This window comes from Streptomyces sp. NPDC048462 (assembly GCF_043200175.1).
In the GTDB taxonomy this organism is placed as follows: Bacteria; Actinomycetota; Actinomycetes; order Streptomycetales; family Streptomycetaceae; genus Streptomyces.
Window position 1 is genome coordinate 32,148 of record NZ_JBICXG010000034.1, and the last position, 24,491, is coordinate 56,638.

Annotated in this window: 20 protein-coding genes; 16 read left to right on the forward strand and 4 right to left on the reverse strand. The window is 72.1% G+C overall.

Translation table 11 applies throughout. The features are described 5' to 3' along the window. The first annotated feature begins 7 nt into the window (after positions 1 to 7). The 3 genes from argH (at position 8) to ACGFU6_RS34790 (ending at position 3,559) form a co-directional block, all read left to right on the forward strand. Positions 8 to 1,441, forward strand: coding sequence for an argininosuccinate lyase (gene argH, locus ACGFU6_RS34780; protein WP_393616572.1), 1,434 nt, complete (start codon positions 8 to 10; stop codon positions 1,439 to 1,441). Between the two features lie 141 nt (positions 1,442 to 1,582). Beyond that, complete coding sequence (locus tag ACGFU6_RS34785) at positions 1,583 to 2,554, forward strand: aldo/keto reductase (protein WP_393616573.1); 972 nt, start codon at positions 1,583 to 1,585, stop codon at positions 2,552 to 2,554. Positions 2,555 to 2,665: 111 nt separating this feature from the next. Next, a complete protein-coding gene (locus ACGFU6_RS34790) occupies positions 2,666 to 3,559 on the forward strand; it encodes a sigma-70 family RNA polymerase sigma factor (protein WP_393616574.1) in 894 nt (297 codons plus the stop codon). Between the two features lie 41 nt (positions 3,560 to 3,600). Here ACGFU6_RS34790 and helR read toward each other — a convergent pair whose 3' ends face one another. Next, positions 3,601 to 5,748 (reverse strand): RNA polymerase recycling motor ATPase HelR, encoded by a 2,148-nt coding sequence (helR, locus tag ACGFU6_RS34795; protein ID WP_393616575.1) that lies wholly within the window; start codon positions 5,746 to 5,748, stop codon positions 3,601 to 3,603. Positions 5,749 to 6,373: 625 nt separating this feature from the next. Between helR and ACGFU6_RS34800 the strand changes: the two genes are divergently transcribed. Both ACGFU6_RS34800 and ACGFU6_RS34805 read left to right on the forward strand, forming a co-directional pair. After that, a complete protein-coding gene (locus tag ACGFU6_RS34800; protein ID WP_393616576.1) occupies positions 6,374 to 6,925 on the forward strand; it encodes a TetR/AcrR family transcriptional regulator in 552 nt (183 codons plus the stop codon). Further along, entirely contained in the window at positions 6,922 to 8,466 is a 1,545-nt protein-coding gene (locus tag ACGFU6_RS34805; protein ID WP_393616577.1) for an MFS transporter, read from the forward strand. The genes ACGFU6_RS34800 and ACGFU6_RS34805 overlap by 4 nt, the downstream gene beginning before the upstream one ends. 127 nt (positions 8,467 to 8,593) lie before the next feature. Here ACGFU6_RS34805 and ACGFU6_RS34810 read toward each other — a convergent pair whose 3' ends face one another. Beyond that, entirely contained in the window at positions 8,594 to 9,265 is a 672-nt protein-coding gene (locus ACGFU6_RS34810) for a lysophospholipid acyltransferase family protein (protein ID WP_393616578.1), read from the reverse strand. A 232-nt stretch (positions 9,266 to 9,497) separates the two neighbouring features. On the opposite strand from ACGFU6_RS34810, the gene ACGFU6_RS34815 reads away from it, so the two are divergent. The 3 genes from ACGFU6_RS34815 (at position 9,498) to ACGFU6_RS34825 (ending at position 11,929) form a co-directional block, all read left to right on the forward strand. Further along, a complete protein-coding gene (locus tag ACGFU6_RS34815) occupies positions 9,498 to 10,670 on the forward strand; it encodes a glycerophosphodiester phosphodiesterase (protein WP_393616579.1) in 1,173 nt (390 codons plus the stop codon). Positions 10,671 to 10,821: 151 nt separating this feature from the next. Beyond that, positions 10,822 to 11,388 (forward strand): sigma-70 family RNA polymerase sigma factor, encoded by a 567-nt coding sequence (locus ACGFU6_RS34820; protein ID WP_393616580.1) that lies wholly within the window; start codon positions 10,822 to 10,824, stop codon positions 11,386 to 11,388. A gap of 37 nt (positions 11,389 to 11,425) precedes the next feature. After that, positions 11,426 to 11,929: a GNAT family N-acetyltransferase gene (locus tag ACGFU6_RS34825; protein ID WP_393616608.1), complete on the forward strand. Its 504-nt coding sequence runs from the start codon at positions 11,426 to 11,428 to the stop codon at positions 11,927 to 11,929. A 44-nt stretch (positions 11,930 to 11,973) separates the two neighbouring features. Here ACGFU6_RS34825 and ACGFU6_RS34830 read toward each other — a convergent pair whose 3' ends face one another. Together ACGFU6_RS34830 and ACGFU6_RS34835 are read right to left on the reverse strand one after the other, a co-directional pair. Next, a complete protein-coding gene (locus tag ACGFU6_RS34830; RefSeq protein ID WP_393616581.1) occupies positions 11,974 to 12,411 on the reverse strand; it encodes a hypothetical protein in 438 nt (145 codons plus the stop codon). A gap of 2 nt (positions 12,412 to 12,413) precedes the next feature. Further along, entirely contained in the window at positions 12,414 to 12,773 is a 360-nt protein-coding gene (locus tag ACGFU6_RS34835; RefSeq protein WP_073737483.1) for a hypothetical protein, read from the reverse strand. 611 nt (positions 12,774 to 13,384) lie between these two features. Between ACGFU6_RS34835 and ACGFU6_RS34840 the strand changes: the two genes are divergently transcribed. The 8 genes from ACGFU6_RS34840 to ACGFU6_RS34875 all read left to right on the forward strand — a co-directional run bounded on the left by ACGFU6_RS34840 (position 13,385) and on the right by ACGFU6_RS34875 (position 24,435). Beyond that, a complete protein-coding gene (locus tag ACGFU6_RS34840; RefSeq protein WP_393616582.1) occupies positions 13,385 to 14,443 on the forward strand; it encodes a methionine ABC transporter ATP-binding protein in 1,059 nt (352 codons plus the stop codon). Continuing rightward, a complete protein-coding gene (locus ACGFU6_RS34845; RefSeq protein WP_393616583.1) occupies positions 14,440 to 15,111 on the forward strand; it encodes a methionine ABC transporter permease in 672 nt (223 codons plus the stop codon). The genes ACGFU6_RS34840 and ACGFU6_RS34845 overlap by 4 nt, the downstream gene beginning before the upstream one ends. A 70-nt stretch (positions 15,112 to 15,181) precedes the next feature. Then, positions 15,182 to 16,048 carry a MetQ/NlpA family ABC transporter substrate-binding protein gene (locus tag ACGFU6_RS34850; RefSeq protein WP_393616584.1) on the forward strand — a complete coding sequence of 289 codons (867 nt, stop codon included), beginning with the start codon at positions 15,182 to 15,184 and terminating at the stop codon, positions 16,046 to 16,048. Positions 16,049 to 16,149: 101 nt separating this feature from the next. Further along, positions 16,150 to 16,827 (forward strand): GNAT family N-acetyltransferase, encoded by a 678-nt coding sequence (locus ACGFU6_RS34855; protein ID WP_393616585.1) that lies wholly within the window; start codon positions 16,150 to 16,152, stop codon positions 16,825 to 16,827. 104 nt (positions 16,828 to 16,931) lie between these two features. After that, complete coding sequence (gene cbiE / locus ACGFU6_RS34860) at positions 16,932 to 18,170, forward strand: precorrin-6y C5,15-methyltransferase (decarboxylating) subunit CbiE (protein ID WP_393616586.1); 1,239 nt, start codon at positions 16,932 to 16,934, stop codon at positions 18,168 to 18,170. Positions 18,171 to 18,503: 333 nt separating this feature from the next. After that, the gene (gene cobT / locus ACGFU6_RS34865; RefSeq protein ID WP_393616587.1) at positions 18,504 to 21,992 is read left to right on the forward strand and encodes a nicotinate-nucleotide--dimethylbenzimidazole phosphoribosyltransferase; all 3,489 of its coding nucleotides are present in this window, start codon (positions 18,504 to 18,506) and stop codon (positions 21,990 to 21,992) included. 306 nt (positions 21,993 to 22,298) lie between these two features. After that, complete coding sequence (gene cobA / locus ACGFU6_RS34870) at positions 22,299 to 23,552, forward strand: uroporphyrinogen-III C-methyltransferase (protein WP_393616588.1); 1,254 nt, start codon at positions 22,299 to 22,301, stop codon at positions 23,550 to 23,552. Positions 23,553 to 23,616: 64 nt separating this feature from the next. Then, positions 23,617 to 24,435 (forward strand): TrmH family RNA methyltransferase, encoded by an 819-nt coding sequence (locus ACGFU6_RS34875; protein ID WP_393616589.1) that lies wholly within the window; start codon positions 23,617 to 23,619, stop codon positions 24,433 to 24,435. Positions 24,436 to 24,491 lie beyond the last annotated feature (56 nt).

A 24,491-nucleotide genomic window follows, 5' to 3' on the forward strand; every position in this document is an offset into this window, starting at 1 on the left:
GCACGCAGTGAGCAACGGCAACGGCAACAGCGACGTACGCCTCTGGGGCGCCCGGTTCGCGGACGGTCCGGCCGAGGCGCTGGCCAAGCTGTCCGCGTCCGTCCACTTCGACTGGCGCCTCGCGCCGTACGACATCGCCGGCTCCCGCGCCCACGCCCGCGTCCTCAACAAGGCGGGGCTGCTCACCGAGGACGAGCTGAAGCGGATGACCGCGGGGCTCGACCAGCTGGAGGCGGACGTCGCGGACGGCTCCTTCACCGGCACCGTCGCGGACGAGGACGTCCACACCGCCCTGGAGCGCGGGCTGCTGGAGCGGCTCGGCCCCGACCTCGGCGGCAAGCTGCGGGCCGGACGCTCCCGCAACGACCAGATCGCCACGCTCTTCCGGATGTACCTGCGCGACCACGCCCGCGTCATCGGCGGTCTCATCGCCGAGCTGCAGGACGCCCTGGTCGGCCTCGCGGAGGCCCACCCGGACGTGGCCATGCCCGGCCGTACGCACCTCCAGCACGCCCAGCCGGTGCTCTTCGCCCACCACGTCCTGGCCCATGTGCAGCCCCTGTCCCGGGACGCCGAGCGGCTGCGCCAGTGGGACGAGCGGACCGCTGTCTCGCCTTACGGCTCGGGCGCGCTCGCCGGCTCCTCGCTCGGCCTCGACCCGGAGGCGGTCGCGGCCGACCTCGGCTTCGAGCGCGGCTCGGTGGCCAACTCCATCGACGGCACGGCCTCGCGGGACTTCGTCGCCGAATTCGCGTTCATCACCGCGATGATCGGCATCAACCTCTCCCGGATCGCCGAGGAGATCATCATCTGGAACACGAAGGAGTTCTCCTTCGTCACCCTCCACGACGCCTTCTCCACCGGCTCCTCGATCATGCCGCAGAAGAAGAACCCCGACATCGCCGAACTGGCGCGGGGCAAGTCGGGACGGCTCATCGGCAACCTCACCGGACTGATGGCCACGCTCAAGGCCCTGCCGCTCGCGTACAACCGCGACCTCCAGGAGGACAAGGAGCCGGTCTTCGACTCCTGCGACCAGCTCGAAGTCCTGCTCCCGGCCTTCACCGGCATGATGGCCACGCTCACTGTCAACCGCGAGCGCATGGAGGAGCTGGCCCCGGCCGGCTTCTCGCTCGCCACCGACATCGCGGAGTGGCTGGTCAAGCAGGGCGTGCCGTTCCGCGTCGCCCACGAGGTCGCGGGCGCCTGCGTCAAGGAGTGCGAGCGGCACGGCATCGAGCTCGACGAGCTGACCGACGAGCAGTTCGCGAAGATCTCCGAGCACCTCACCCCTGAGGTCCGCACGGTCCTCGACGTGGCCGGGGCGCTGGCCTCCCGCGACGGGCGCGGCGGCACGGCGCCCTCGGCGGTCGCCGTCCAGCTGGCCGAGGTCAAGGCGGACCTCGCGACACAGCACGCCTGGGCCGCGGCCCGTAAGTAGCCGGACGGGCATCGCGGGCTACGTTGGTTCTGTGGGGCCTGTCCGGGCCGGGTCCGGGCAGGTGCACACCCATGACCTGTGCGGCAGGCCGGGGCCGGACGGCCCCGGCCGCGTTGCCCCACCGAACACGAGGAGCCCGCGATGCCCTTCGCCCGACTGGCCAGTACCACCACCCCGACCGCCCACATCGGGCTCGGCCTGGCAGCGGTCGGCAGGCCCGGCTACATCAATCTCCACCGCGACCGCGACCTGCCGGACGAGCGCACCGCCGACGCGCTGCGCGCCCGCACCCACGAACTGCTCGACGCCGCCTACGCCCAGGGCGTCCGCTACTTCGACGCGGCCCGCTCCTACGGCCGCTCCGAGGAGTTCCTCGGGGAATGGCTGGCGGCCCGGCCCGAGGTGCGCGACGTCGTCATCGGGAGCAAGTGGGGCTACACGTACACCGCCGACTGGAACGTCGACGCCGAGGCGCACGAGGTCAAGGACCACAGCCTCGCCACCTTTGAGCGCCAGCGTGCCGAGACCGCCGAGCTGCTCGGTGACCGGCTCGACCTCTACCAGATCCACTCCGTCACCGCGGACAGCCCGGCCCTGACGGACAAGGAGCTGCACGCCCGCCTCGCCGCGCTCGCCGCCGAGGGCGTCAGCATCGGCCTCTCCACCAGCGGACCCGCCCAGGCCGAGGCGATCCGGGCCGCGCTCGCCGTCACGGTCGACGGAGAGCCCCTCTTCCGTACGGTCCAGGCGACCTACAACGCACTGGAGACCTCGGCCGGACCGGCCCTGGCCGACGCGCACGCCGCCGGACTCACGGTGATCGTCAAGGAGGCCATGGCAAACGGCCGGCTCGCGGGCACGGAGGCCCCCGCCGTGGTGCGGGAGATCGCCATCGAGGAGGGGCTCGGCAGCGACGCGGTGGCCCTGGCGCTGGTGCTGCACCAGCCGTGGGCCGGGGTCGCGCTCTCCGGCGCGGCGACCGTCACCCAGCTCGCGGGCAACCTGCACGCCGCCGTCCTCGACCTCGACGAGGAGCGGCGGGCCCGGCTGGACGCGCTGGTGGAGGAGCCGGAGGCGTACTGGCGCCACCGCGCCTCGCTGCCGTGGAGCTGAGCCGCCCGCTCCGTGCGACGGCCCCCGGGACGACGGCCCCCGGGACGACTGTCACATCTCGGGGGTCCGCCGCGTCAACGGGGTGAGGACACCTGACACGGGAGGACGGCTGTGGACGAGAACGAGATCCTGGCGGCACGGTTCGAGGAGAACCGCACCCATCTGAAGGCCGTGGCCCATCGGATGCTCGGCTCGTCGAACGACGCGGAGGACGCCGTCCAGGAGGCCTGGATCCGCCTCTGCCGGTCCGACAGCGCGGCCATCGACAACCTGGGCGGCTGGCTGACGACCGTGGTCGGGCGGGTCTGCCTCGACATGCTCCGCGTCCGCCGCGTCCGCCGCGAGGAGCCCCTGAAGACCGGGGCGCCCGAGGCGCCGGAGCCCGGTCCCGTGCCGGACCCCGAGTCCGGCGGCGACCCGGAGCAACAGGCGCTGACCGCCGACTCGGTGGGCCTCGCGCTGCTCGTGGTCCTCGAAACGCTCGACCCGGCCGAGCGGCTCGCCTTCGTGCTCCACGACATGTTCGCGGTGCCCTTCGACGAGATCGCCCGCATCGTGGACCGCACCCCGGCCGCCGCCCGGCAGCTCGCCAGCCGGGCCCGCCGCCGGGTGCGTGGCGTCGCCCCGGAGCCCGGCTCCGGGGCGGTCCGCCGCCGCGAGGTCGTGGACGCCTTCCTGGCGGCTGCCCGGGGCGGGGACTTCGAGGCGCTCGTCGCCGTGCTCGACCCCGATGTCGTGTCCCGGTCCGCCGGCGGTCCCGCCGAGACCCCCGTGGTGGTGCGCGGGGCCGAGAACGTGGCGCGGCGGGCGATCATGTTCGCGCCGTACGCCAGGTCGGTGCGGTTCGCGCTGCTCGACGGCGCCCCGGCGGTCCTCGCGGCGCGCGAGGGAGCGGGCTTCTCACTCATGAGGTTCACGGTCGAGCGCGGGAAGGTCGTCGAACTGTTCGTCATCAGCGACCCCGCCGGGCTCACCGGCCACGATCTGGTCCTCCTCGACGAATGAGGCGGCGCGGCCGGGAGCGGGCGCCGCGCCCGCTCCCGGCTTCAGGGGGTCGTGAGGATGACGAGCTGCCGGGTCGCCCTGGTCATCGCCACATAGCGGTCGACCGCTCCTTCGATGCCCTCCCCGAACGTCTCCGGGTCGATGAGGACGACCAGGTCGAATTCGAGGCCCTTGGTCAGCTCCGGGGCCAGCGACCGGACGCGGGGCGTCGCCCGGAACGCCGGATCGCCGACGACACAGGCGATCCCGTCGGCGTTGTCGGCGAGCCAGGTGTCCAGGACCCGGCCCAGCTCCGCCGTGGAGCCGTGCCCGACCGGGAGGCCGCTGCTGCGGACGGAGGCCGGCACGTTGGCGTCGGGGAGCACGGCGCGGATGACCGGCTCGGCCTCCGCCATGATCTCCTCCGGCGTCCGGTAGTTGATGCTCAGTGAGGCCAGGTTGATCCGGTCGAGCCCGATCCTGCTCAGCCGTTCCCGCCACGACTCGGTGAACCCGTGCCGGGCCTGGGCGCGGTCCCCGACGATGGTGAAGCTCCCGGACGGGCACCGGAGCAGCAGCATCTGCCACTCGGCGTCGGTCAGTTCCTGAGCCTCGTCCACGACGACGTGCGCGAACGGTCCGGCGAGCAGGTCCGGTTCGGTGCCGCCTGCCCCGTTGTCGTCGACCAGGGCCTCCTGGAGGTCCTTCCCGTGCAGCATCGTCACGGCGCCCTCGCCGTCGTCGTCCGCCTGCAGCAGGGTGTCGATGACCTTGTCCATGTGCTCGCGGTCGGCGGCGAGCGCGGCCTGGTGCCGGCGGCTGCGGCGGGACGCCTCCGGGTCGCCGAGGCGCTGCCGCGCCGCGTCCAGGAACGGCAGGTCGCAGACCGTCCACGCCTGGGCGTCCTCCCGCTGGAGCCGGGACACCTCGTCGCGGCTGAGCCAGGGAGCACACCTGCGCAGGTAGGCGGGGACCGACCACAGGTCTCCCACGACGTCGGCCGCCTCCAGCAGCGGCCACGCGCGGTCGAAGGTCGTGAGCAGCTCCCGGTTCTTCAGCAGCGACTTGCGCAGTACGGCGTCCGAGACGTCGCCCTCGTGCTTCTCGACCAGGATCGTGAGCAGCTCGTCGCGGACCTGGTCGCGCGCCTCGTTGTGCGGGGTACCGGGCTCCGCCGCCTCGAACGCCACGGCCCAGTCGGCGGCGGTGAGCTGGATGTCGGACCAGTGGGTCGTGACCTTCATCCCCTTGGCGGGCGGCTCCTCGTAGAACCTCGCGGCCGCTTCGACCGCCGCCACCAGCTTCCCGGAGGACTTCAGCCGGGCCACCTCCGGGTCGGCCTCGGGCCCGGCCGCGGCCCCCTCCGTCACGAGGTCCCGCAGGGTGCACGTCTGCACGCCCTCCTCACCGAGGCTGGGCAGCACGTCGGCGACGTAACCCAGGTAGGGCTGGTGCGGGCCGACGAACAGTACGCCGCCCCGGCGGTGACCGAGCCGGGGGTCGGAGTAGAGCAGGTAGGCGGAGCGGTGCAGGGCGACGACCGTCTTGCCCGTACCGGGGCCTCCGTCGACGACGAGCGCGCCGCGGGAGCCCGCGCGGATGATGGCGTCCTGGTCGGCCTGGATGGTGCCCAGTACGTCCCGCATCCGGGCCGAGCGGTTGCTGCCCAGGCTGGCGATGAACGCGGACTGGTCGTCGAGCGCGGCGTGACCGGCGAACCCCTCGGAGGTGAACACCTCGTCCCAGTAGTCGCTGATCCGGCCACGGGTCCAGCGGTACCTGCGGCGGCTCGCCAGCCCCATCGGGTTGGCGTGGGTGGCGCCGAAGAACGGCTCGGCCGCCGGGGAGCGCCAGTCGATGAGCAGCCGGCGGCCCGAGCTGTCGGTGAGGCCGAGCCGTCCGACGAACAGGGGCTCGCCGTCGTCCTGCGCGACCATGTGCCCCAGGCACAGGTCCAGGCCGAAGCGGCGCAGCGCGCGCAACCGGGCGGTCAGCCGGTGGATCTCCACGTCCCGGTCCATCGCCTGCCTGCCCGCGCCGCCGGGCGTCCGGCGCTCGGCGGCGAGCCGCTCGGTCAGTTCGGAGATCGATTCGTCGAGGCACTCGGCGATGGCCGCGAAGTGCTCCTCGTCGCCGGCGATCAGTGCCGGGTCGGCCTTGGGGGAGAGGTGGTCGGGAAGGTCGAACGCGCTGGTGGTCAGGGGGTTCACGTCGTCAGCTCCGATCTGGTGCCGCGTGCGGTCGGCGCGTGCGGCGGGGCGCCTGGACCGGCGCGGTGTACCTGGTGGCCATGACGGGGGCGGGCTCCGTCGGCGGGGTACGCCGTGGCCGGGTGCCGGTCCGGGGCGCCAGGGTTTACGGGTTCTCGGTCATCTGGTCCTGGCTCGGTGGGTCCGGGCGGTTCACCCGGACCCGGACCGTGGCGGAGCGAGCCCCGGCATTGGTTCGGTGTCCCCGCGCGACCCGCGGGGACGCAACAGCACTCGCACTTCGTGACTCACCCGTCTCCGCAAAATTCTGGCCTTCGGCCGATGATTCTGCGCCATGACCGGGGCCTTGCCGCAAGCCCCCCCGTGCGCTATAAGTTGAAAGTGGCAAGGAGTGGGTTCGTGCTCACGACCCTCCGGCCGGTGCCCCGCACTTCCGGGGCCGACCGCCACGATACGGGCCCGTGGCCCGCTCCCCTCCCGGCCGGTTTCCGGCGCCACCCCGCCTTCCCCGACGGCGTACCGCACCGCGCACTCCGACGGCGCACCGCACCTCCCCGCGACACGCAGGGGCGCCTGACGACACCCGAGTGAGACATCATCGTCTCATCTGGGTTAATCTCGTCTCATGACTCTCGATCGTGAGCAGGTGCTGCGGAGTGCCGCCGCCCTGCTGACCCGTAAATCGACCGCCACCATGGACGAGGTCGCCAAGTCCGCCGGTATCGGCCGCGCCACCCTGCACCGGCACTTCGCCGGACGGGACGCCCTGGTCAGGGCGCTGGAGGAACTGGGGATCCAGGAGTTCGAGGCGGCGCTCGACGCCGCCGAGCTCGACGAGGGCACCTCCGAGGCGGCGCTGCGCCGGTTCGTCGCGGCCGTCGAACCGAGCGCCGGGCTGCTCTCCTTCCTCGTGACCGAGAACCAGCTCTTCGAGGGCGCTGAGGTGAACGAGGGCTGGGACCGGCTGGACGCACGGGTCTCCGCCTTCTTCCGGCGCGGCCAGGAACGCGGCGAGATCCGTATCGACCTGACCCCCGCCTGGCTGACCGAGGCCCTCTACGGGCTGATCGGCACCGGCGCCTGGGCCGTCCAGGTGGGACGGGTGGCCGCGCAGGACTTCCAGTACATGATCGTCGAGTTGCTGCTCGGCGGCGCGCGCCGGAGCGTGGAGCAATGAGCAGTATGGAACAGCACCCGGAGGCCCCGACCGAGCTGCGCCGCCCCGGGCGGTGGATCGCGCTGTCCGTGCTCGTGCTCGCCGTGCTGCTGGTCGCCATCGACGCGACCGTGCTCGGTCTGGCGACCCCGTTCCTCAGCGAGGACCTGGAGCCCACCGGCACCCAGCTGCTCTGGATCGGTGACATCTACTCCTTCGTCATCGCCGGACTCCTGGTCTCCATGGGCAGCCTCGGTGACCGCATCGGCCGCAAGAAGCTGCTGCTCTGCGGAGCCACCGCCTTCGGCGCGGTCTCGGTGCTCAACGCCTACGCGACGACGCCGGAGATGATGATCCTGGCCCGTGCCCTGCTGGGCGTCGCCGGAGCCACTCTGATGCCGTCCACCCTCGCCCTGATCCGCAACATCTTCCACGACGCGCGCGAACGGAGCCTCGCCATCGGCATCTGGGGGGCGATGGCCTCGGCCGGTGCGGCCGTCGGACCGGTCGTCGGCGGTTTCCTCCTGCAGCACTTCTGGTGGGGCTCGGTCTTCCTGATCAACCTGCCGGTCATGGCCGTGCTCGTCGTCGTCGGGATCAAGCTGATCCCGGAGTCGAAGAACCCGGCGCCCGGACCGTGGGACGTGATGAGCGTCGGTCTCTCGCTGGTCGGCATGTTCGGAGTCGTGTACTCGATCAAGGAGCTGGCGGCGCACGGCGGCAGCTGGCCGGTCGCGCTCGCGGGCGCCGGGGGAGCTGCCGCCCTCGTCTGGTTCGTCCGCCGGCAGTTCCGCCTCCCCGCACCACTGCTGGACATGCGGCTCTTTCACCACCGGGGCTTCTCCGGCGCCGTCCTCGCGGATCTGCTGACCATTCTCGGCCTGTCCGGCCTGGTCTTCTTCCTCTCCCAGTTCCTGCAACTGGTCCAGGGCCGCGGACCGCTGGAGGCGGGCCTGGCCGAACTGCCCGCCGCCGTCGGCGCGGTCACCGCGGGCCTGCTGGCCGGGACCACCGCCCGCCGCTTCTCGGTACGGTCCGTGGTGGCCGGGGGCCTCGGCGCCATCGGCCTGTCGCTGGCCGCGGTCGCCGCGATCCACAAGGAGACCGCGTACCCGCTGATCGGTGCCCTCCTGCTGGTCGTGGGCGTGGGCGCGGGCTTCGCCTTCACGGTGACCTCCGACGTGATCCTCTCCAGCGTCCCCAAGGAGCACGCGGGCTCCGCCTCCGCGGTCTCCGAGACGGCGTACGAGCTCGGCGCCGCGCTCGGCATCGCCCTGCTCGGCTCCGTCGTGACCGGGGTCTACCAGGGCTTCGCCACTCCGGCGGGGGTACCGGCCGCCACTTCGTCGGCCGCCCACGAATCACTGGGCGGCGCGGTCGAAGCGGCCAAGACGCTCCCGGGGCAGCAGGGGACCGCTCTGGTCTCCGCCGCGCAGGACGCGTTCGTGGACGGGCTGCGGCTGGCCTCGGCCGTCGGCGCGGCCGTGCTGATCGCGACGGCGGTCGCGGCCTGGTACCTGCTGCGCGGCCAGGAGCTGGAGGAAGGCATCGTCCACGACTGACGCCGCCCGGCCCCCGCCGGCACCGGCCCCTGAGCCGGACGGGTGGAACCGGTACGCGGAAGGGCCCGTACCCCCAACCGGGGTACGGGCCCTTCCGTAAGACCTGCGTCCTGTGTCCTGAGCGGGCTCAGGCGGCCTTGGCCTTCGTCGCGTACATGTCGACGTACTCCTGGCCGGACAGCCGCATCACCTCGGCCATCACGGAGTCCGTCACCGCCCGCAGCACATAGCGGTCGCGGTCCATGCCCTCGTAGCGGGAGAACTCCATCGGCTCACCGAAGCGGACCGTGACCTTGCCCGGCCGGGGCACGCCCGAGCCGCCCGGCTGGAGCTTGTCCGTACCGATCATCGCGAACGGCACGACCGGCGCACCCGTCATCAGCGTCAGCCGCGCGATACCCGTACGGCCCCGGTAGAGGCGCCCGTCGGGGGAGCGGGTCCCCTCCGGGTAGATCGCGAACGCCTTGCCCTCGTCCAGCACCCGGCGCCCGGTCATCAGCGCCGCGACACCGCCCCGGCCACCGTCCCGGTCCACCGGGATCATGCCGACACCCGTGAAGAACCACGCCATCAGACGGCCCTTGAGGCCCTTGCCGGTGACGTACTCGTCCTTGCCGATGAAGTACACCGGACGTTCGCAGCAGATCGGCATGATCATCGAGTCGATGAACGTGAGGTGATTTCCCGCCAGGATCACCGGCCCGGATCCCGGAATGTTCTCGATGCCCTCCACCCTCGGCCGGAACATCAGGCGCAGGATCGGTCCGAGCACTGCCTTGATGAGTGCGAGTCGGGACAACGGTTCCTCCGGTGTAGTGGCCGGGCCGGCCGAGCGACGGATTGAGCGGTCCATGCAGGTGAGGACGATACTCGCGGGTACTCGCTGATCGCACATCGGGTTCACGCAGTGGATACGCAGTGTTGACGTGTGTTTGCGCCACGTTGGCCCGGGTGCCGCCGTCCGGACGGCCGTACTGCCTACGCTCGGGCCCCGCTCGACAGATGCCGGACATCATATGCGAGGAGCCTTCATGACAGAGCGTGCGCACGCCACACCCGGACGACGGACCGTCATGGGCGTGGGGGCCGCGGTACTCGGTACCGCGGCCGCCGGCCTGTCCGGGACGGCGCGGGCCGCCGGGAACACCCCGGAGCCCTCCGGTGGCCACGGCGGCTCCGGACACCGCCTCGACCTCCCGGTGCCGACCGTCATCGGACACCGGGGCACCAGCGGATACCGCCCCGAACACACCCTCGGCTCGTACCAGCTGGCCCTCGACATGGGCGCGCACATCATCGAGCAGGACCTGGTGCCGACCCGGGACGGCCACCTCGTCTGCCGCCACGAGAACGACATCACCGCCACCACCGACGTCTCCGCCCACCCCGAGTTCGCGAGCCGCAGGACCACCAAGACGGTCGACGGCATCCCGCTCACCGGCTGGTTCACGGAGGACTTCACCCTCGCCGAACTGAAGACGCTGCGCGCCAAGGAGCGCATCCCGGGCAACCGCCAGAAGAACACCCTGTACGACGGCCGCTGGGAGATCCCCACCTTCGAGGAGGTCCTCCAGTGGGCCGACCGCGAGGGCCGCAGGCGCGGTAAGCAGGTCTGGCTGTACGTCGAGACCAAGCACCCCACCTACTTCCGGGGCCTCGGCCTCGGCCTGGAGGAGCGCCTCGTCAGGCTGCTGCGCCGCTACGACCGCCACCGCGCCCAGTCGCCGCTGATCCTCCAGTCCTTCGAGCCCAGCAGCATCCAGCGGCTGTCGAAGCTCGTCGCCACCCCGCGCATCGTCCTCCTCTCCGGCACCGGCACCCAGCCCTGGGACTTCACCGCGACCGGCGACCCGCGCACCACCGACGACCTGGTGAAGCCCGCAGGCCTGAAGTGGCTGGCGTCCTTCGCCCAGGGCATCGGCCCGACCCTGGACCTGATCATCCCCAAGAACGCCTCCGGCGGGCTCGCCGAGCCCACCACCCTGGTGCGCGACGCGCACGCCCAGGGGCTGATCCTGCACCCCTACACGATGCGCAACGAGAACACCTTCCTGCCCGCCGACTTCCGGCGCGGCAGCGACCCGAACGCGTACGGCGACGCGTTCGGCGCCTTCGCCGCGTACTTCGCGACGGGCATCGACGGGATCTTCTCCGACAACCCGGACACGGCGCTGCTCGCGGCGGCGGACTTCACGCACAAGTAGCGGACCCGCCCCGGCAGATGGGCGCAGGGGCGGCGCGAGGGTCCGTCCGACGGTTCGCCGGTCCGTCAGCACCCGGCCGGGGAGTGCCCCGGTCGGGTGGTGCCCGGCCGGTTCGGCAACCGGCCGGTGGACAACCGCGTCGGGTGGGGGCATGACGCTTCTCGATCTTCTCCCGGCGCCGTCCCCGCCGGCCCCGGCGGCTGTCGTCCGGACCCTGTACCCGCTGGTCAGCGCCGAGGCCGGAGCCGAGGCGGCGGCCTCGGCCACCGGCGCCGCCGTCGACCGCGCCGATCTCGAACAGGCCGTCTGGCTGCGCCTGCTGGAACGGCTGCCCGAACACGGGCCGCCCGAGGACGCCGCACGCTGGGTCCGGGACACCGTGCGGGGAGAGGCCCGCCGGGCCCGCCGGGCCGTCCGCAACGAACGGCCCTACCGCGACGAGCACGCCCCCGACCCGGCAGGCTGCCCGGAACGGGCCTTCGCCGGCGCCGACGAACGCCGGGTCCTGCGTGCCGCGGTGGACCGGCTCCCCGCCCGCTGTTCACGGCTGCTGAGAGCACTGCTCGCCCCGCACGATCCCACCTACCGGGAGATCGCAGGGGAGTTGGCTATGTCACAGGGGAGTTTGGGCCCGATCCGTTCCCGATGCCTTGGATGTCTGCGCAGAATGCTGGCGGCGGAGGTTGTAGCTCCTGAACCGCGGGGAAAGGAGCGGTAGACAACCGGCGGATCAGATGAGCGGGAGGCGTGCGCGGATGGGCATGAGCGTGATCATCTCGGCGGCGGGCACACAGGACGCCGAACAGATCTTGAAACTCCAGTACCTCAGTTTTCAGAGTGAGGCGGAGCTGTACGGGAACTACCGGATCGACCCACTCGTCCAGACCCTCGACTCGCTGCGCGCCGAAATCGCCACGGACCTGGTGTTCGTGGCCCGGCTCGGCGAGGAAGTCGTCGGTTCGGTACGGGGATCGGCGGACCAGGACGGCATCGGCCAGATCGGGCGGCTCTGCGTCCACCCCAGGCTCCAGGGACACGGCCTCGGCGCCCGGCTGCTGCGGGCGGCGGAGTCCGGCCTCGCGGACCAGCGCTCGGCAACCCGCTTCCAACTGCACACCGGGCACCTCAGCGAGAGCAATCTGCGGCTCTACCGCCGGGCCGGTTACGCCCCCGTGGGCAACGCCACCGGCCAGGACGGCGTCCGGATGATCCTGCTGGAGAAGGAGGCCTCGGCCGCCGCGTACGTCACCAGTGCCTGATCCGTCCGGCGCCTGATCCGTCCTGCGTCCGACCCGTCCGGCGCCTACGCGGTCCTCGCGCGGCGCAGCCAGATCATCCCGGTGACCGGCAGGATCGCCGGGATGAGCAGGTAGCCCGCGCCGAAGTCCGACCAGACGGTGGCGTCCGCGAAGGCGGACGGCTCGGCCAGCGTCCACGTACCCACGATCAGCACCCCGGCGAGCTCGGCGGCGCAGCACACCAGCGCCGTCCTGCGCGCCCGCTCCCCGCCGCGCACCAGCGAATACGTGATGAAGCCGTAGACCAGCGCCGCGACGGCGGACAGCACGTAGGCCAGCGGCGCCCTGCCGAAGTCCAGGATCATCTGGACGATCGAACGGGACGCCGCCGCCACGGTGAACACGCCGTAGAACCAGACCAGTACCCGGCCCGGACCGGTGCCCAGGTCGAAGGGCTTCTTCTCGCCGGTGTCCGCCGCGCGGCTGCTGTCGGTGTCGGTCACGGTCAGTTTCCCCAGATGTCGTAGAGCCGTACTTCGAGGACGGCCAGTACGACCGCGCCCGCCGCCACCGTCACCGAACCCCAACGGGTCCGCTCGCTCAGTGACAGGAATCCCGCCGCCGGTACGGCCAGGAAGGCCCCGACCAGGTACGCGATGAAGATGGTCATGCCCTGCTCCGGCCGCTCGCCGCGGGCCAGCTGCACGATTCCCACCACCAGCTGGGCCAGCGCGAGCACCGAGACCACGGCCATCCCGATGAAGTGCCAGTCCTTGGTCGGCTGGTCCCGGTAGGCGGCGAATCCGCACCAGGCGGCGAGGGCGAGGGCGGCCACGCCGACCGCGATCGTCAGGGCGTCAAGCATGAGCCGAGGGTATTACGGGCCGGGCCGCCCGCCGCGTGCGCCCCCATGCCTGCAACGGGCCACCCGCCGCCGGCGCCCCCGTGCCGGCACGGAGATCGTGGCCTTGGCCACAGGACAGGGCCGGCCGGTACCGGTGACCGAAAGTGTCACCGAGGGGCCGTTCCCCGTATCAATGCAGGTCACAGTGTTGTGGCCGGAAATCGTGGCGGCCGTCGGAGCGCGGCCGGCGTGCCATCCACAATCGTCCGCTATTCGGACAACCGGTTCGGGCGGAACGTTACGTCTGTTTTACTTGGGACATGACCACGACGAGCAGCCGCACCCTTGCGACCGAGGCGATCACGACGCCCGGTGCTCGTTGTATGTGTCGAATGCGCGCCTTCTGAGGGCCCCCGCCTGAGCCTCGCGCCCCGAAGCGAGACCGAGCCCGAGCCGTCCGCACCCAGCGGAACGAGCCTGCTCCGGCACGCCGCCCCGCGGTCACCACCGCGCCGGGCCGTGCCGAGACCCCGCTCGAAAACGTCCGATCGAACGTCCGAACAGCCCCACCGGACGAATGCCCCGTGCCCGGCGGACACCGCGCCGCGCACTCGACAGTGACGGAAACCCCTGTGATCACCACTACGGGCCTCACGAAGGTCTACCAGTCGCGCGACCGTGAGGTCACCGCTCTGGACGGCGTCGACCTCCACGTCCGCGAGGGCGAGGTGTACGGCGTCATCGGACAGAGCGGCGCCGGAAAATCGTCCCTGATCCGCTGCGTCAACCTGCTGGAGCGCCCCACCTCGGGCACCGTGAACGTGGCCGGCCAGGACCTCACCGCCCTCGCGGGCCGGGGCCGCCGGGCCGGCAAGGAACTGCGCGAGGCGCGCAGCCGCATCGGAATGGTCTTCCAGCACTTCAACCTGCTGGCTTCCCGCACGGTGCGCGACAACGTCGAACTCCCCCTGGAGATCCTCGGCGTCACCGGCCGCGAACGCACCCGCAAGGCACTGGAACTCCTCGATCTCGTCGGCCTCTCCGACAAGGCCAAGGCCTACCCCGGTCAGCTCTCCGGCGGCCAGAAGCAGCGCGTCGGCATCGCCCGCGCACTCGCCGGCGACCCCAAGGTGCTGCTCTCCGACGAGGCGACCTCGGCCCTCGACCCCGAGACCACCCGCTCCATCCTCCAGCTGCTGCGTGACCTCAACCAGCAGCTCGGCCTCACCGTCCTGCTCATCACGCACGAGATGGACGTCGTCAAGACCGTCTGCGACTCCGCGGCCCTGATGCGCGGCGGCCGCATCATCGAGTCCGGCACCGTGGGCGAACTGCTCGCCACCCCCGGCTCCGAACTCGCCCACGAGCTGTTCCCCGTCGGCGGCAGCGCCTCCGGCGCCGACAGCACCGTCGTCGACGTCACCTTCCACGGCGAGGCCGCCGCCCGGCCGGTCATCTCGCAGCTCTCCCGTACGTACAACATCGACATCTCGATCCTGGGCGCCGCGATGGACACCGTCGGCGGCAGGCAGATCGGCCGGATGCGCATCGAGCTGCCCGGCCGGTTCGAGGAGAACGTCGTGCCCATCGGCTTCCTGCGCGAGCAGGGCCTGCAGGCCGAGGTCGTCGAGAGCGCGGACGCCGAACCCGCAACGATTCCCGCACAGCTCACCAAGGAGGTGGCGAAGTGACCTGGTCCGAAATGCAGCCGCTGCTGACACAGGGCACCGTCGACACCCTCTACATGGTGCTGTGGTCAGGAGTCGTCACCGTCCTGGTCGGACTGCCGCTCGGCGTCCTGCTCGTCCTCACCGACAAGGGCGGACTGCTGCGGAACACCCCGGTGAACAAGGTCATCGGCGTGATCGTGAACATCGGCCGCTCGCTGCCGTTCATCATCCTGCTGATCGCCCTGATCCCGTTCACCACCTGGGTCGTCGGAACCTTCATCGGCCCGACCGCGATGATCGTGCCGCTCGCCGTCGGCGCCATCCCGTTCTTCGCCCGGCTCGTCGAGACGGCGGTCCGCGAGGTCGACCACGGGCTCGTCGAAGCCGTCCAGTCCATGGGCGGATCCATTCCGACGATCGTCCGCAAGGTCCTCCTGCCGCAGGCGCTGCCCTCACTCGTCTCCGGTGTCACCACCACCGTCATCGTGCTCATCGGCTACTCCGCGATGGCCGGCGCGGTCGGCGGCGAAGGACTCGGCTCCAAGGCCGTCACCTACGGATTCCAGCGCTTCGACAACCAGTTCATGCTCATCACCGTCGCGCTCCTGATCGTCATCGTGACCGTGATCCAGCTGATCGGCGACACCGCCGTACGCCTGCTGGCCCGCCGAGGCCGCACCACCTCCTGAGACTTCTCTCCCCGAGCCCGCACTCCTTGTCCGGGCGTACCACCATCACCACCTGAAAGAGGCACTCTTCGTGCGCAAGAACATCAAGATCACCGCAGCTGCCGCCGCCACCGCCGCCCTCGCCTTCGGCCTCACCGCCTGCGGCACGGACTCCGACCCGGCATCCAAGAGCGAGACCGGAGCCAAGGCCGACACCTCCAAGGCCCTCGTCGTCGCCGCGTCCCCGACGCCGCACGCCGACATCCTGGACTTCGTCAAGAAGAACCTGGCGCAGAAGGCCGGCCTCAAGCTGGAGGTCAAGGAGTTCACGGACTACGTCCTGCCGAATACCGCCACCGAGACCGGCCAGGTCGACGCCAACTTCTTCCAGCACCAGCCCTACCTCGACGACTTCAACAAGAAGAACAACACCCACCTGGTCTCCGTCGGGACCGTGCACCTGGAGCCCCTCGGCCTCTACTCCAAGAAGGTCAAGAAGGCCGACGACATCAAGCCCGGCCAGACCATCGCCGTGCCCAACGACACCACCAACGAGGGCCGCGCACTCCAGCTGCTCGCCGGCAACGGCCTGATCACCCTCAAGGACGGCGTCGGCACCAGCGCCAAGCTGAGCGACATCACCGACAAGAAGGGCCTCAAGTTCAAGGAGCTGGAGGCCGCGACCGTCCCCCGCGCCCTGAACGACGTGGACGCCGCCGTCATCAACGGCAACTACGCCATCGAGGCCAAGCTCAAGCCCGCCACCGACGCCCTCGCGATCGAGAAGGCCGACGGCAACCCGTACGCCAACATCGTCGCCGTGAAGAAGGGCAACGAGAAGGACCCCCGCGTCCAGAAGCTCGTGAAGCTCCTGCACTCCGACGAGGTCAAGAAGTTCATCCAGGACAGCTACCAGGGCTCGGTCATCCCGGCCTTCGGATCCGCAGCCAAGTCCTGACCCCCGCACGGCATTTGCCCGACGAGCCCCGCACACCCCGCCCGGGTGTGCGGGGCTCCGCCGTGCGGACCCGCCCATGCACAGGTCCGGCCCGATGCTGCATGCTGTGCCTTTACACGGTCTTCGGCATGGAGCTGCGCATGACTTCCACCTTTCCGGATATCTCCATCAGCACGGATCGGTTGGTGCTGCGCCCCTTCGACATGGCGGACATCCCCGCGTACATCGAGATGATGAATGACGAACTCGTCACCGCCTGGACCGAGGCACCCCAGCCCTACACCCAGGTCGACGCCGAGCGCTGGGTCCGCAGGATCGCTCCCGCGCAGCGCACCAAGGGTGACGGCATCGTCTTCGCCGTCACCGAGTTCCTCACCCAGCGCCTCGTCGGCTCGGTCCGGCTGCACAACACCGACTGGCGGACCCTGGCCGCCGAGGCCGCCTACATCACCGCCCCCTGGGCGCGCGGCGAGGGATACGCCACCGAGTCCGTGCTGGCCCTCGCCCAGTGGCTCTTCCGCGACCAGGGCTTCGAGCGGATAGAGCTGCGCACCGCCGCGGACAACACCGCCTCCCAGCAGGTCGCCCAGAAGCTCGGCTGCATCAGCGAGGGCATCCTGCGCAACGCCCGGATAGCCCGCTCGCAGACCGAGGACGGCGGATGGGCCGACATCAGGACCGACCTGATCGTCTGGGGCCTGCTCCCCGAGGACCTGGAGGGAGTCGCCGAGCAGCTCGCCGACGCCGGTGGATACGGTACGTACAACGACTGGAACTGACCCTTCCCCCGCTCGGCCCGCACCGGCACGGACCGGGTGATCCCGCCGTGACCGCCCCGGGGCGACCAGCCCCGCCTGCGACAACTCCAGGAGACTGACGAAAGATGGCCGACCGGGTCACTGTGATCGGCTGGGACGGCTCACCACTCAACCGAGCGGCCACCGCCGCGCTCTCGGCCGCCACCCTCGTCGCCGGAGCCGCCCACCACCTCGCACTGCCCGAAGTGCCGCCCGGCGCGGAACGGATCCGGCTCGGCTCGATCGACCTGGCCGCCCGGCGGATCGCCGGCCACCGCGGCAGCGCCGTGGTCCTCGCCGACGGCGACCCGGGGTTCTTCGGAGTCGTACGCAGTCTGCGCGCGCCCGAGCACGGCCTCGAAGTCGAAGTGGTGCCCGCCGTCTCCGCCGTCGCCACCGCCTTCGCCCGCGCCGGTATGCCCTGGGAGGACGCCCAGACCGTCGTGGCCCACCCCCGCAACCTGCGCCGCGCGGTGAACGTCTGCCGGGCCCACCACAAGGTCGCCGTCCTCACCTCGCCCGGTGCCGGACCCGCCGAACTCGCGCTGCTGCTCGAAGGCGTCCACCGTACGTTCGTCATCTGCGAGGAACTCGGCACCACCCGCGAACAGGTTACCGTCGTCACCTCCGAGAAGGCCGCCGACCACGTCTGGCGCGACCCCAACGTCGTCATCGTCATCGGCGGCGGCCCCGAACAGCGGGCCGACGGAGCGTGGATCGCGGGCCGCCACCCCGCCTACCCCCAGGGCGTACGCGGCTGGGCGCTGCCCGCCGACGCCTACCGGGGGGACGGACCGGGCCCCGCGGGGGAGAGCGGCGAGGGCGAGACCCCCGGACTGCGCGCCGCCCAACTCGCCCACCTCGGCCCCAGGACCGGCGACCTGGTCTGGGACATCGGCTCCGGCAGCGGCGCCCTGGCGGTGGAGGCGGCCCGGTTCGGCGCCGCCGTCCTGGCCGTCGACAGCGACCGGGACGCCTGCGCCCGCACCGCGGCGGCGGCACGGTCCTTCGGCGTCCAGCTCCAGGTGGTCCAGGGGCGCGCCCCGCACGTGCTGGAACGGCTGCCCGAGCCCGATGTCGTAAGGATCGGGGGCGGCGGCGTACCCGTCGTCACCGCCGTCGCCGCCCGCAGGCCGGAGCGGATCGTGACCCATGCCTCGACCCGGGACGAGGCGGAGGCACTGGGCGCCGCCCTCGCCGAGAACGGATACACGGTCTCCTGCTCGCTCCTGCAGTCCGTCGAACTCGACACGTCCGCATGGTCGGAGCGCGAACGCTCGGTCGTCTTCCTGCTGTCCGCACTGCGTTCGGACCTCGCCCCCTGACCCTGCCCGCACACGGCGGGAGGTAGGCTGGCCGATCGTTGCACCGCGCCCGGATCATCGTCGCTTCGTTCGTCAATGTCCGGAAAAGGGGACCGTTTTGGCCCCCGTTGTGGTACGGCGGGACCGGGGGATGCGCAACGTGGCGCAGTCCACAGCGAGCCGTGGCGAAATGAGCTGCCGCGGCGGCGAACGACCGCGAGAATGCAGTATGTCCGCGACCGTTTCGTGCCGCGCGGCGCGCCGGCTCGTTCCACTGGACGAGTGCCTGTGTGCCGTGTTCGGGCGTCCCGGGCGATGGGCCGAAGGAGCACTGACGATGGGCGAGGGGTACGCATGAGTGACACCGGCCAGATCCCGGGCGAGGGACTGCCGGAGAACGCAGGCATGGTGGAGCAGCCGGGCGTCCCCGCCCCGGACGGCTACACCTTCCTCGATCCCTCCGAGCAAGCTCCCGAGGACGACGACCTTCTGCTGATGCCCAGCCCCCAGGGCGCCTGGAGCGAGCCGCAGGCCGCCCTGCCCGAGCAGGGCGGTTACCAGCCGCGGCCGGCGGGCGACAGCAACCCGTCGCAGAGCCAGGGCGCGGTACCGGCCCAGGGCCCCGTGCGGCTTCAGGAGCAGGCACAGGTCCAGGTGCCCGCCTACGCCATGCAGGCTCCCGCCGAGCCGCTTCCGCCGGCCGGCCCGGGGACCCACGAGTCCGGCGGCCGTGACTCCGGCGCGGTCGACCTCAGCGGCGTACGCATCCCGTCGCCCGTCCCCGCACCGGCGCAGGCCCAGGTGCCGGTGGCCCAGGCGCCCGTGCGCCGGCCGCTGCACCGCGGCCCGGCCTCGCCCGAGCCGGGATACGGCGGTACGTCGGGCGGCGGCGTGGTCCGTTCGCTCGCCGACCGGGGGCCCGCGGGTACGCCGCAGCCCCAGGCCCAGGCACCCGCCCCCGCGCCCGCACGGCACGCGGGACCGGCCACCGCCGAACCCGAGTACTTCGAGCTGACGGCCGAGGAGTCGGCCGCGCTGCCGGGCCCGCAGCTCGGCGAGATCCCGCCGCAGGGCGTGAACCAGTGGGTCGCCCAGGCCCCGCAGCAGGCCGCCGCACCGGCGGTGGCGCAGGAGCCGCAGGCAGAAGCAGAAACGGTCGTCCCGGAGGCCGCCGCCGAGCCCGTGCCGGTCGAGCAGCCCGTCGAGCCCGCAGCGGCGCCCGCTCCCGAGCCGGTCGTGGCCGAGGAGCCCGTCGCCGTACCGGTGGTGGCCGAGAGCCCGGCAGACTCTGCTCCGGCCGAGGCCCTGCCGGAGCAGGAGCAGGAGCCCGCGCCGGCACCGGTTGAGCCGGTTGTCGAAGTACCGGCCGCTGAATTCCCGGTTGCCGATGTACCCGTTGCCGAAGCGCCGGTTACTGACATGCCGGTGGCCGAGACTCCGGTTGTCGAAGCCGCACCGGCGGAGGCGGCGCCCATCGAGGTGGCTCCCGCCGACGTGGCGACCGCCGACGTTGCGACCGCCGAGGTGGCGACCGCCGAGGTGACTCCGGCAGTCCCGGCACCGGTCGACGCGCCGCCGGTGGAGCCCGCGCAGGACGGTGCCTCCCTGGACGGGTTCGTGCCGGTGCAGGGTTCGCTGCCGACCGCCCCGCAGCCGGCCACCGCGTCGGTCGTCGAACAGCCGGAGGAGCCGGAGGCGGTCGTGGAGCCCGCTGCCGAGGCCCGAGCGATCGCCATGGAGCCCGTGGCTCCCGAGGCCGCGGAGGTGGCGGAGCCCGCCGGTGCGGCAGTGGTGGAGCCCGCGCCCGAGGCGGAGGCGGGCCCCGAGGTCATCGAGACCCCTGACCTGACGGACAGCACCGAAGCCGCACCGGTACAGGTGCCGGAGACCGGGCACGCCGTCGTGCGGCCCGAGCAGTCCGCACCGCAGAGCGCTACGGAGCCGGTACAGCCCGAGGCCGTACTGCCGGAGCCCGTGGACGCCGTCCGTACCGAGGACGCGCCGGACGCGCCGGACGCGCCGGATGCGCCCGAGGCGCCCGGGACCGTCGAAGCACCTGAGGCGCACGAAGCACCTGAGGCACCTGAGGCCGAGGAAGCGCCCGTCACCTCGCCGCCGGCGCCCGGCTACGACGATGCCGAGCGCGAGGCCGTACTGCGCGTCATGCGTGAACGCCGCGACATCCGCAACGGTTTCCGTAGCGATCCGGTCCCGCACGAGGTCCTGCTGCGCGTCCTGGAGGCGGCGCACACCGCGCCCAGCGTCGGGCACTCGCAGCCCTGGGACTTCGTCGTCATCCGTTCCGCGGAGACCCGCCGTTCCATGCACGAACTGGCGCAGCGCCAGCGCGACGCGTACGCCAAGTCGCTCCCCAAGGCGCGGGCCAAGCAGTTCAAGGAACTGAAGATCGAGGCGATCCTCGAGACCCCGGTCAACATCGTCGTCACCGCCGACCCCACCCGCGGCGGCCGCCACACCCTCGGCCGGCACACCCAGCCGCAGATGGCCCCGTACTCCTCGGCGCTCGCGGTCGAGAACCTCTGGCTCGCCGCGCGGGCCGAAGGGCTCGGCGTCGGCTGGGTCAGCTTCTTCGACGAGCGCGAGATGGTCCGTTCGCTCGGACTGCCCGAGCACCTCGAAGTCGTCGCCTACCTCTGCGTCGGTTACGTGGACGAGTTCCCGGAGGAGCCCGAGCTGATGCAGGCGGGCTGGTCCAAGCGCCGCCCGCTGTCGTGGGTCGTCCACGAGGAGACGTACGGCCGCCGCGCCCTGCCCGGCGAGGAGCCGCACGACCTGCTGCAGGAGACCATCTCCAACATCCGGCCGCTGGACGCCAAGGCACTCGGCGAGGCCTGGGAACGCCAGAAGCGGATGACCAAGCCGGCCGGTGCGCTCGGCATGCTGGAGATCATCTCGGCGCAGTTGTCCGGGCTCTCCCGGATGTGCCCGCCGCCGATCCCGGAGCCCGCGGCCGTCGCGATCTTCGCGGGCGACCACGGGGTGCACGCCCAGGGCGTCACTGCCTGGCCCCAGGAGGTGACCGGCCAGATGGTCGCCAACTTCCTCGGCGGCGGCGCGGTCTGCAACGCCTTCGCGGCTCAGGTCGGCGCCGAGGTATGTGTGGTCGACGTGGGCGTCGCCTCTGAGCTGCCCGCGACCCCGGGCCTGCTGCCCCGCAAGGTGCGAGCCGGGACGGCCGACTTCACCACCGGCCCCGCGCTCACCCGAGAGGAGGTCCTCGCGGCGATCGAGGTCGGCATCGAGACCGCCCGCGATCTGGTCGCGGCAGGCAACAAGGGCCTGCTCACCGGTGAGATGGGCATCGCCAACACAACCGCCTCGGCCGCCCTGATCTGCGTGTACACGGGGATGGACGCGGCGGAGGTGACCGGTCGCGGTACCGGCATCAACGACGAGATGCACGCCCGCAAGGTCGACGTCGTCCGCCGTGCGCTGGACCTGCACCGGCCGGACCCGGCCGACCCGATCGGCGTGCTCGCTGCCGTCGGAGGCCTGGAACACGCCGCGATGGCCGGCTTCCTGCTCGGCGGGGCCTCGCTCCGTACGCCGGTCATCCTCGACGGCGTCAGCGCGGGCGCCGCGGCCCTGGTGGCCCGTGCCATCGCGCCGGAAGCCCTGGCGGCCTGCGTCGCGGGCCACCGCAGCGCCGAACCCGGCCACGTCGCCGCGCTCAACAAGCTGGGCCTGCGTCCGCTGGTCGACCTGGACCTGCGCCTGGGTGAGGGCACGGGCGCACTCCTGGCGCTGCCCATCGTGCAGAGCGCGGCCCGCGCGATGCACGAGGTGGCGACGTTCGACTCGGCCGGCGTCACGGAGAAGTAGCACGCGGCAGCGGGGGCTCCGGGGGCGCCGCCCCCGCACCCCCGCGCCTTGATGGGCCGGGCACGACAAGCCCCGCCGGGCCGGACACACACCCCGCCGGGCCGAGCACGGCAAGCCCGCCGGCGTTTGAGGCGCGGGGTCCTGGGCGGAGCCCCCGGAGGGCGGCCACCGCACCCCGCGACCCCCACCCCGTATCGTGGGCCACGCTCCACCCCAGCTCCACCCCGTCCCACGAAACCGCACGTCACAGCCGCTCCACCGCCGCAGCGGCCCGCACCCCGCACCGCACGAGGAGCCCGCACCGCCATGGCCGAGCACGCCGTTCACCCCGCGTACCCCGTCGGACTGCGCCTGAGCGGGCGCCGCGTAGTCGTCGTCGGTGGCGGCCAGGTCGCGCAGCGCCGACTCCCCGCCCTCATCGCGGCCGGCGCGGACATCGTCCTCGTGTCGCCGTCCGCCACCGCCTCCGTCGAGGCCATGGCCGACGCGGGCGAGATCCGCTGGGAGCGCCGCGTTTACGCCGACGGGGACCTCACGGACACCTGGTACGCCCTCATCGCCTCCGACGACACCGCGGCCAACGACGCCGCCTCCGCCGAGGCCGAGCGCACCCGCACCTGGTGCGTCCGCAGCGACGACGCGGACGCCGCCACCGCCTGGACCCCCGCCACCGGCCGCAGCGAAGGCATCACCGTCGCCGTGCTCACCACCGACGGGCAGGGCCGCGACCCGCGCCACTCCGCCGCCGTCCGCGACGCCATCGTCGAGGGCCTGCGCGACGGCACCCTCGCCGCGCCCCACCACCGCACCCGGACCCCCGGCGTCGCCCTGGTCGGCGGCGGCCCCGGCGACCCCGACCTGATCACCGTTCGAGGCCGCCGGCTCCTGGCCGAGGCCGACGTCGTCATCGCGGACCGGCTCGGCCCGCGCGACCTGCTGGACGAACTGCCCCCGCACGTCGAGGTGATCGACGCCGCCAAGATCCCGTACGGCCGCTACATGGCGCAGGAAGCGATCAACAACGCGCTGATCGAGCACGCGAGGGCCGGCAAGGCCGTCGTCCGGCTCAAGGGCGGCGACCCGTTCGTCTTCGGACGCGGCATGGAAGAGGCCCAGGCGCTCGCCGCCGAGGGCATCCCGTGCACCGTCGTCCCCGGCATCTCCAGCTCGATCTCGGTGCCGGGTGCGGCCGGCATCCCGGTCACCCACCGCGGGGTCGCCCACGAGTTCACCGTCATCAGCGGCCATGTCGCCCCCGACGACGAGCGTTCGCTGGTCGACTGGGCGGCCGTCGCCCAACTGCGCGGAACCCTGGTCCTCCTGATGGCCGTCGACAAGATCGGCGCCATCGCCCGAGCGCTCATCGCCCACGGCAAGGCCCCCGACACCCCGGTCGCACTCGTCCAGGAAGGGACCACGGCCGCCCAGCGCCGCGTCGACGCGACGCTCGCCACCGTCGGTGAGCGGGCCGCGGCCGAGGAAGTGCGCCCGCCGGCCGTCATCGTCATCGGAGACGTCGTCGCGGTCGGCACGACCACCACGGGAAGTTCCGCCGAGTAACCATCGGTAACGGATCTTCCTCCAGACCGTTGGCACCACACACCGGACAAGGCAGTATCAACCTGTGGCTGATCTCATCACCGTCGACGACCCCGACGACCCCCGACTGCGCGACTACACCGGCCTGACGGACGTCGAGCTCCGGCGCAGGCGAGAGCCCGCCGAGGGCCTCTTCATCGCCGAGGGCGAGAAGGTGATCAGACGCGCCAGGCAGGCCGGCTACGAGATGCGGTCCATGCTGCTCTCGGCGAAGTGGGTCGACCTGATGCGCGACGTCATCGACGAGGTGCCGGCCCCCGTGTACGCGGTCAGCCCGGAGCTGGCCGAACGCGTCACCGGCTACCACGTGCACCGCGGCGCACTGGCGTCCATGCAGCGCAAGCCGCTGCCCGCTGCCGACGAACTCCTGCGCACCACCCGCCGCGTCGTCGTCATGGAGGCCGTCAACGACCACACGAACATCGGGGCGATCTTCCGCAGCGCCGCCGCCCTCGGCATGGACGCCGTCCTGCTCTCCCCGGACTGCGCCGACCCGCTCTACCGGCGCTCGGTCAAGGTCTCGATGGGCGCGGTCTTCTCCGTCCCGTACGCCCGGCTCGACACCTGGCCCAAGGCTCTGGAGACCGTACGGGAGGCGGGCTTCAAGCTGCTCGCCCTGACGCCCGACGAGAAGGCCAGCAGCATCGAGGAGGCGGCGCCGCACCGGATGGACCAGGTGGCCCTGATGCTCGGGGCCGAGGGGGACGGCCTGTCCACCCAGGCCCTGGTCGCCGCCGACGAGTGGGTCCGCATCCCGATGGCCCACGGCGTCGACTCACTGAACGTGGGCGCGGCGGCCGCGGTCGCCTTCTACGCGGTGGCCACCGGCCGCCCCGAGATCTAGGCCCCTCGTCTGGATCGTGCCGGGCTCGCGGGGGCCGGCACGCACATCTGCGGCGT

Bases quoted from the DNA above. Each gene is read 5' to 3' on its own strand.
- cobA (WP_393616588.1), top strand. From the start codon at position 22,299: ATGGCCGAGCACGCCGTTCACCCCGCGTACCCCGTCGGACTGCGCCTG.
- ACGFU6_RS34835 (WP_073737483.1), bottom strand. From the start codon at position 12,773: ATGCTTGACGCCCTGACGATCGCGGTCGGCGTGGCCGCCCTCGCCCTC.
- ACGFU6_RS34815 (WP_393616579.1), top strand. From the start codon at position 9,498: ATGACAGAGCGTGCGCACGCCACACCCGGACGACGGACCGTCATGGGC.
- ACGFU6_RS34785 (WP_393616573.1), top strand. From the start codon at position 1,583: ATGCCCTTCGCCCGACTGGCCAGTACCACCACCCCGACCGCCCACATC.
- ACGFU6_RS34805 (WP_393616577.1), top strand. From the start codon at position 6,922: ATGAGCAGTATGGAACAGCACCCGGAGGCCCCGACCGAGCTGCGCCGC.
- ACGFU6_RS34820 (WP_393616580.1), top strand. From the start codon at position 10,822: ATGACGCTTCTCGATCTTCTCCCGGCGCCGTCCCCGCCGGCCCCGGCG.
- ACGFU6_RS34825 (WP_393616608.1), top strand. From the start codon at position 11,426: ATGGGCATGAGCGTGATCATCTCGGCGGCGGGCACACAGGACGCCGAA.
- cbiE (WP_393616586.1), top strand. From the start codon at position 16,932: ATGGCCGACCGGGTCACTGTGATCGGCTGGGACGGCTCACCACTCAAC.
- ACGFU6_RS34800 (WP_393616576.1), top strand. From the start codon at position 6,374: ATGACTCTCGATCGTGAGCAGGTGCTGCGGAGTGCCGCCGCCCTGCTG.
- ACGFU6_RS34855 (WP_393616585.1), top strand. From the start codon at position 16,150: ATGCTGTGCCTTTACACGGTCTTCGGCATGGAGCTGCGCATGACTTCC.
- cobT (WP_393616587.1), top strand. From the start codon at position 18,504: ATGAGTGACACCGGCCAGATCCCGGGCGAGGGACTGCCGGAGAACGCA.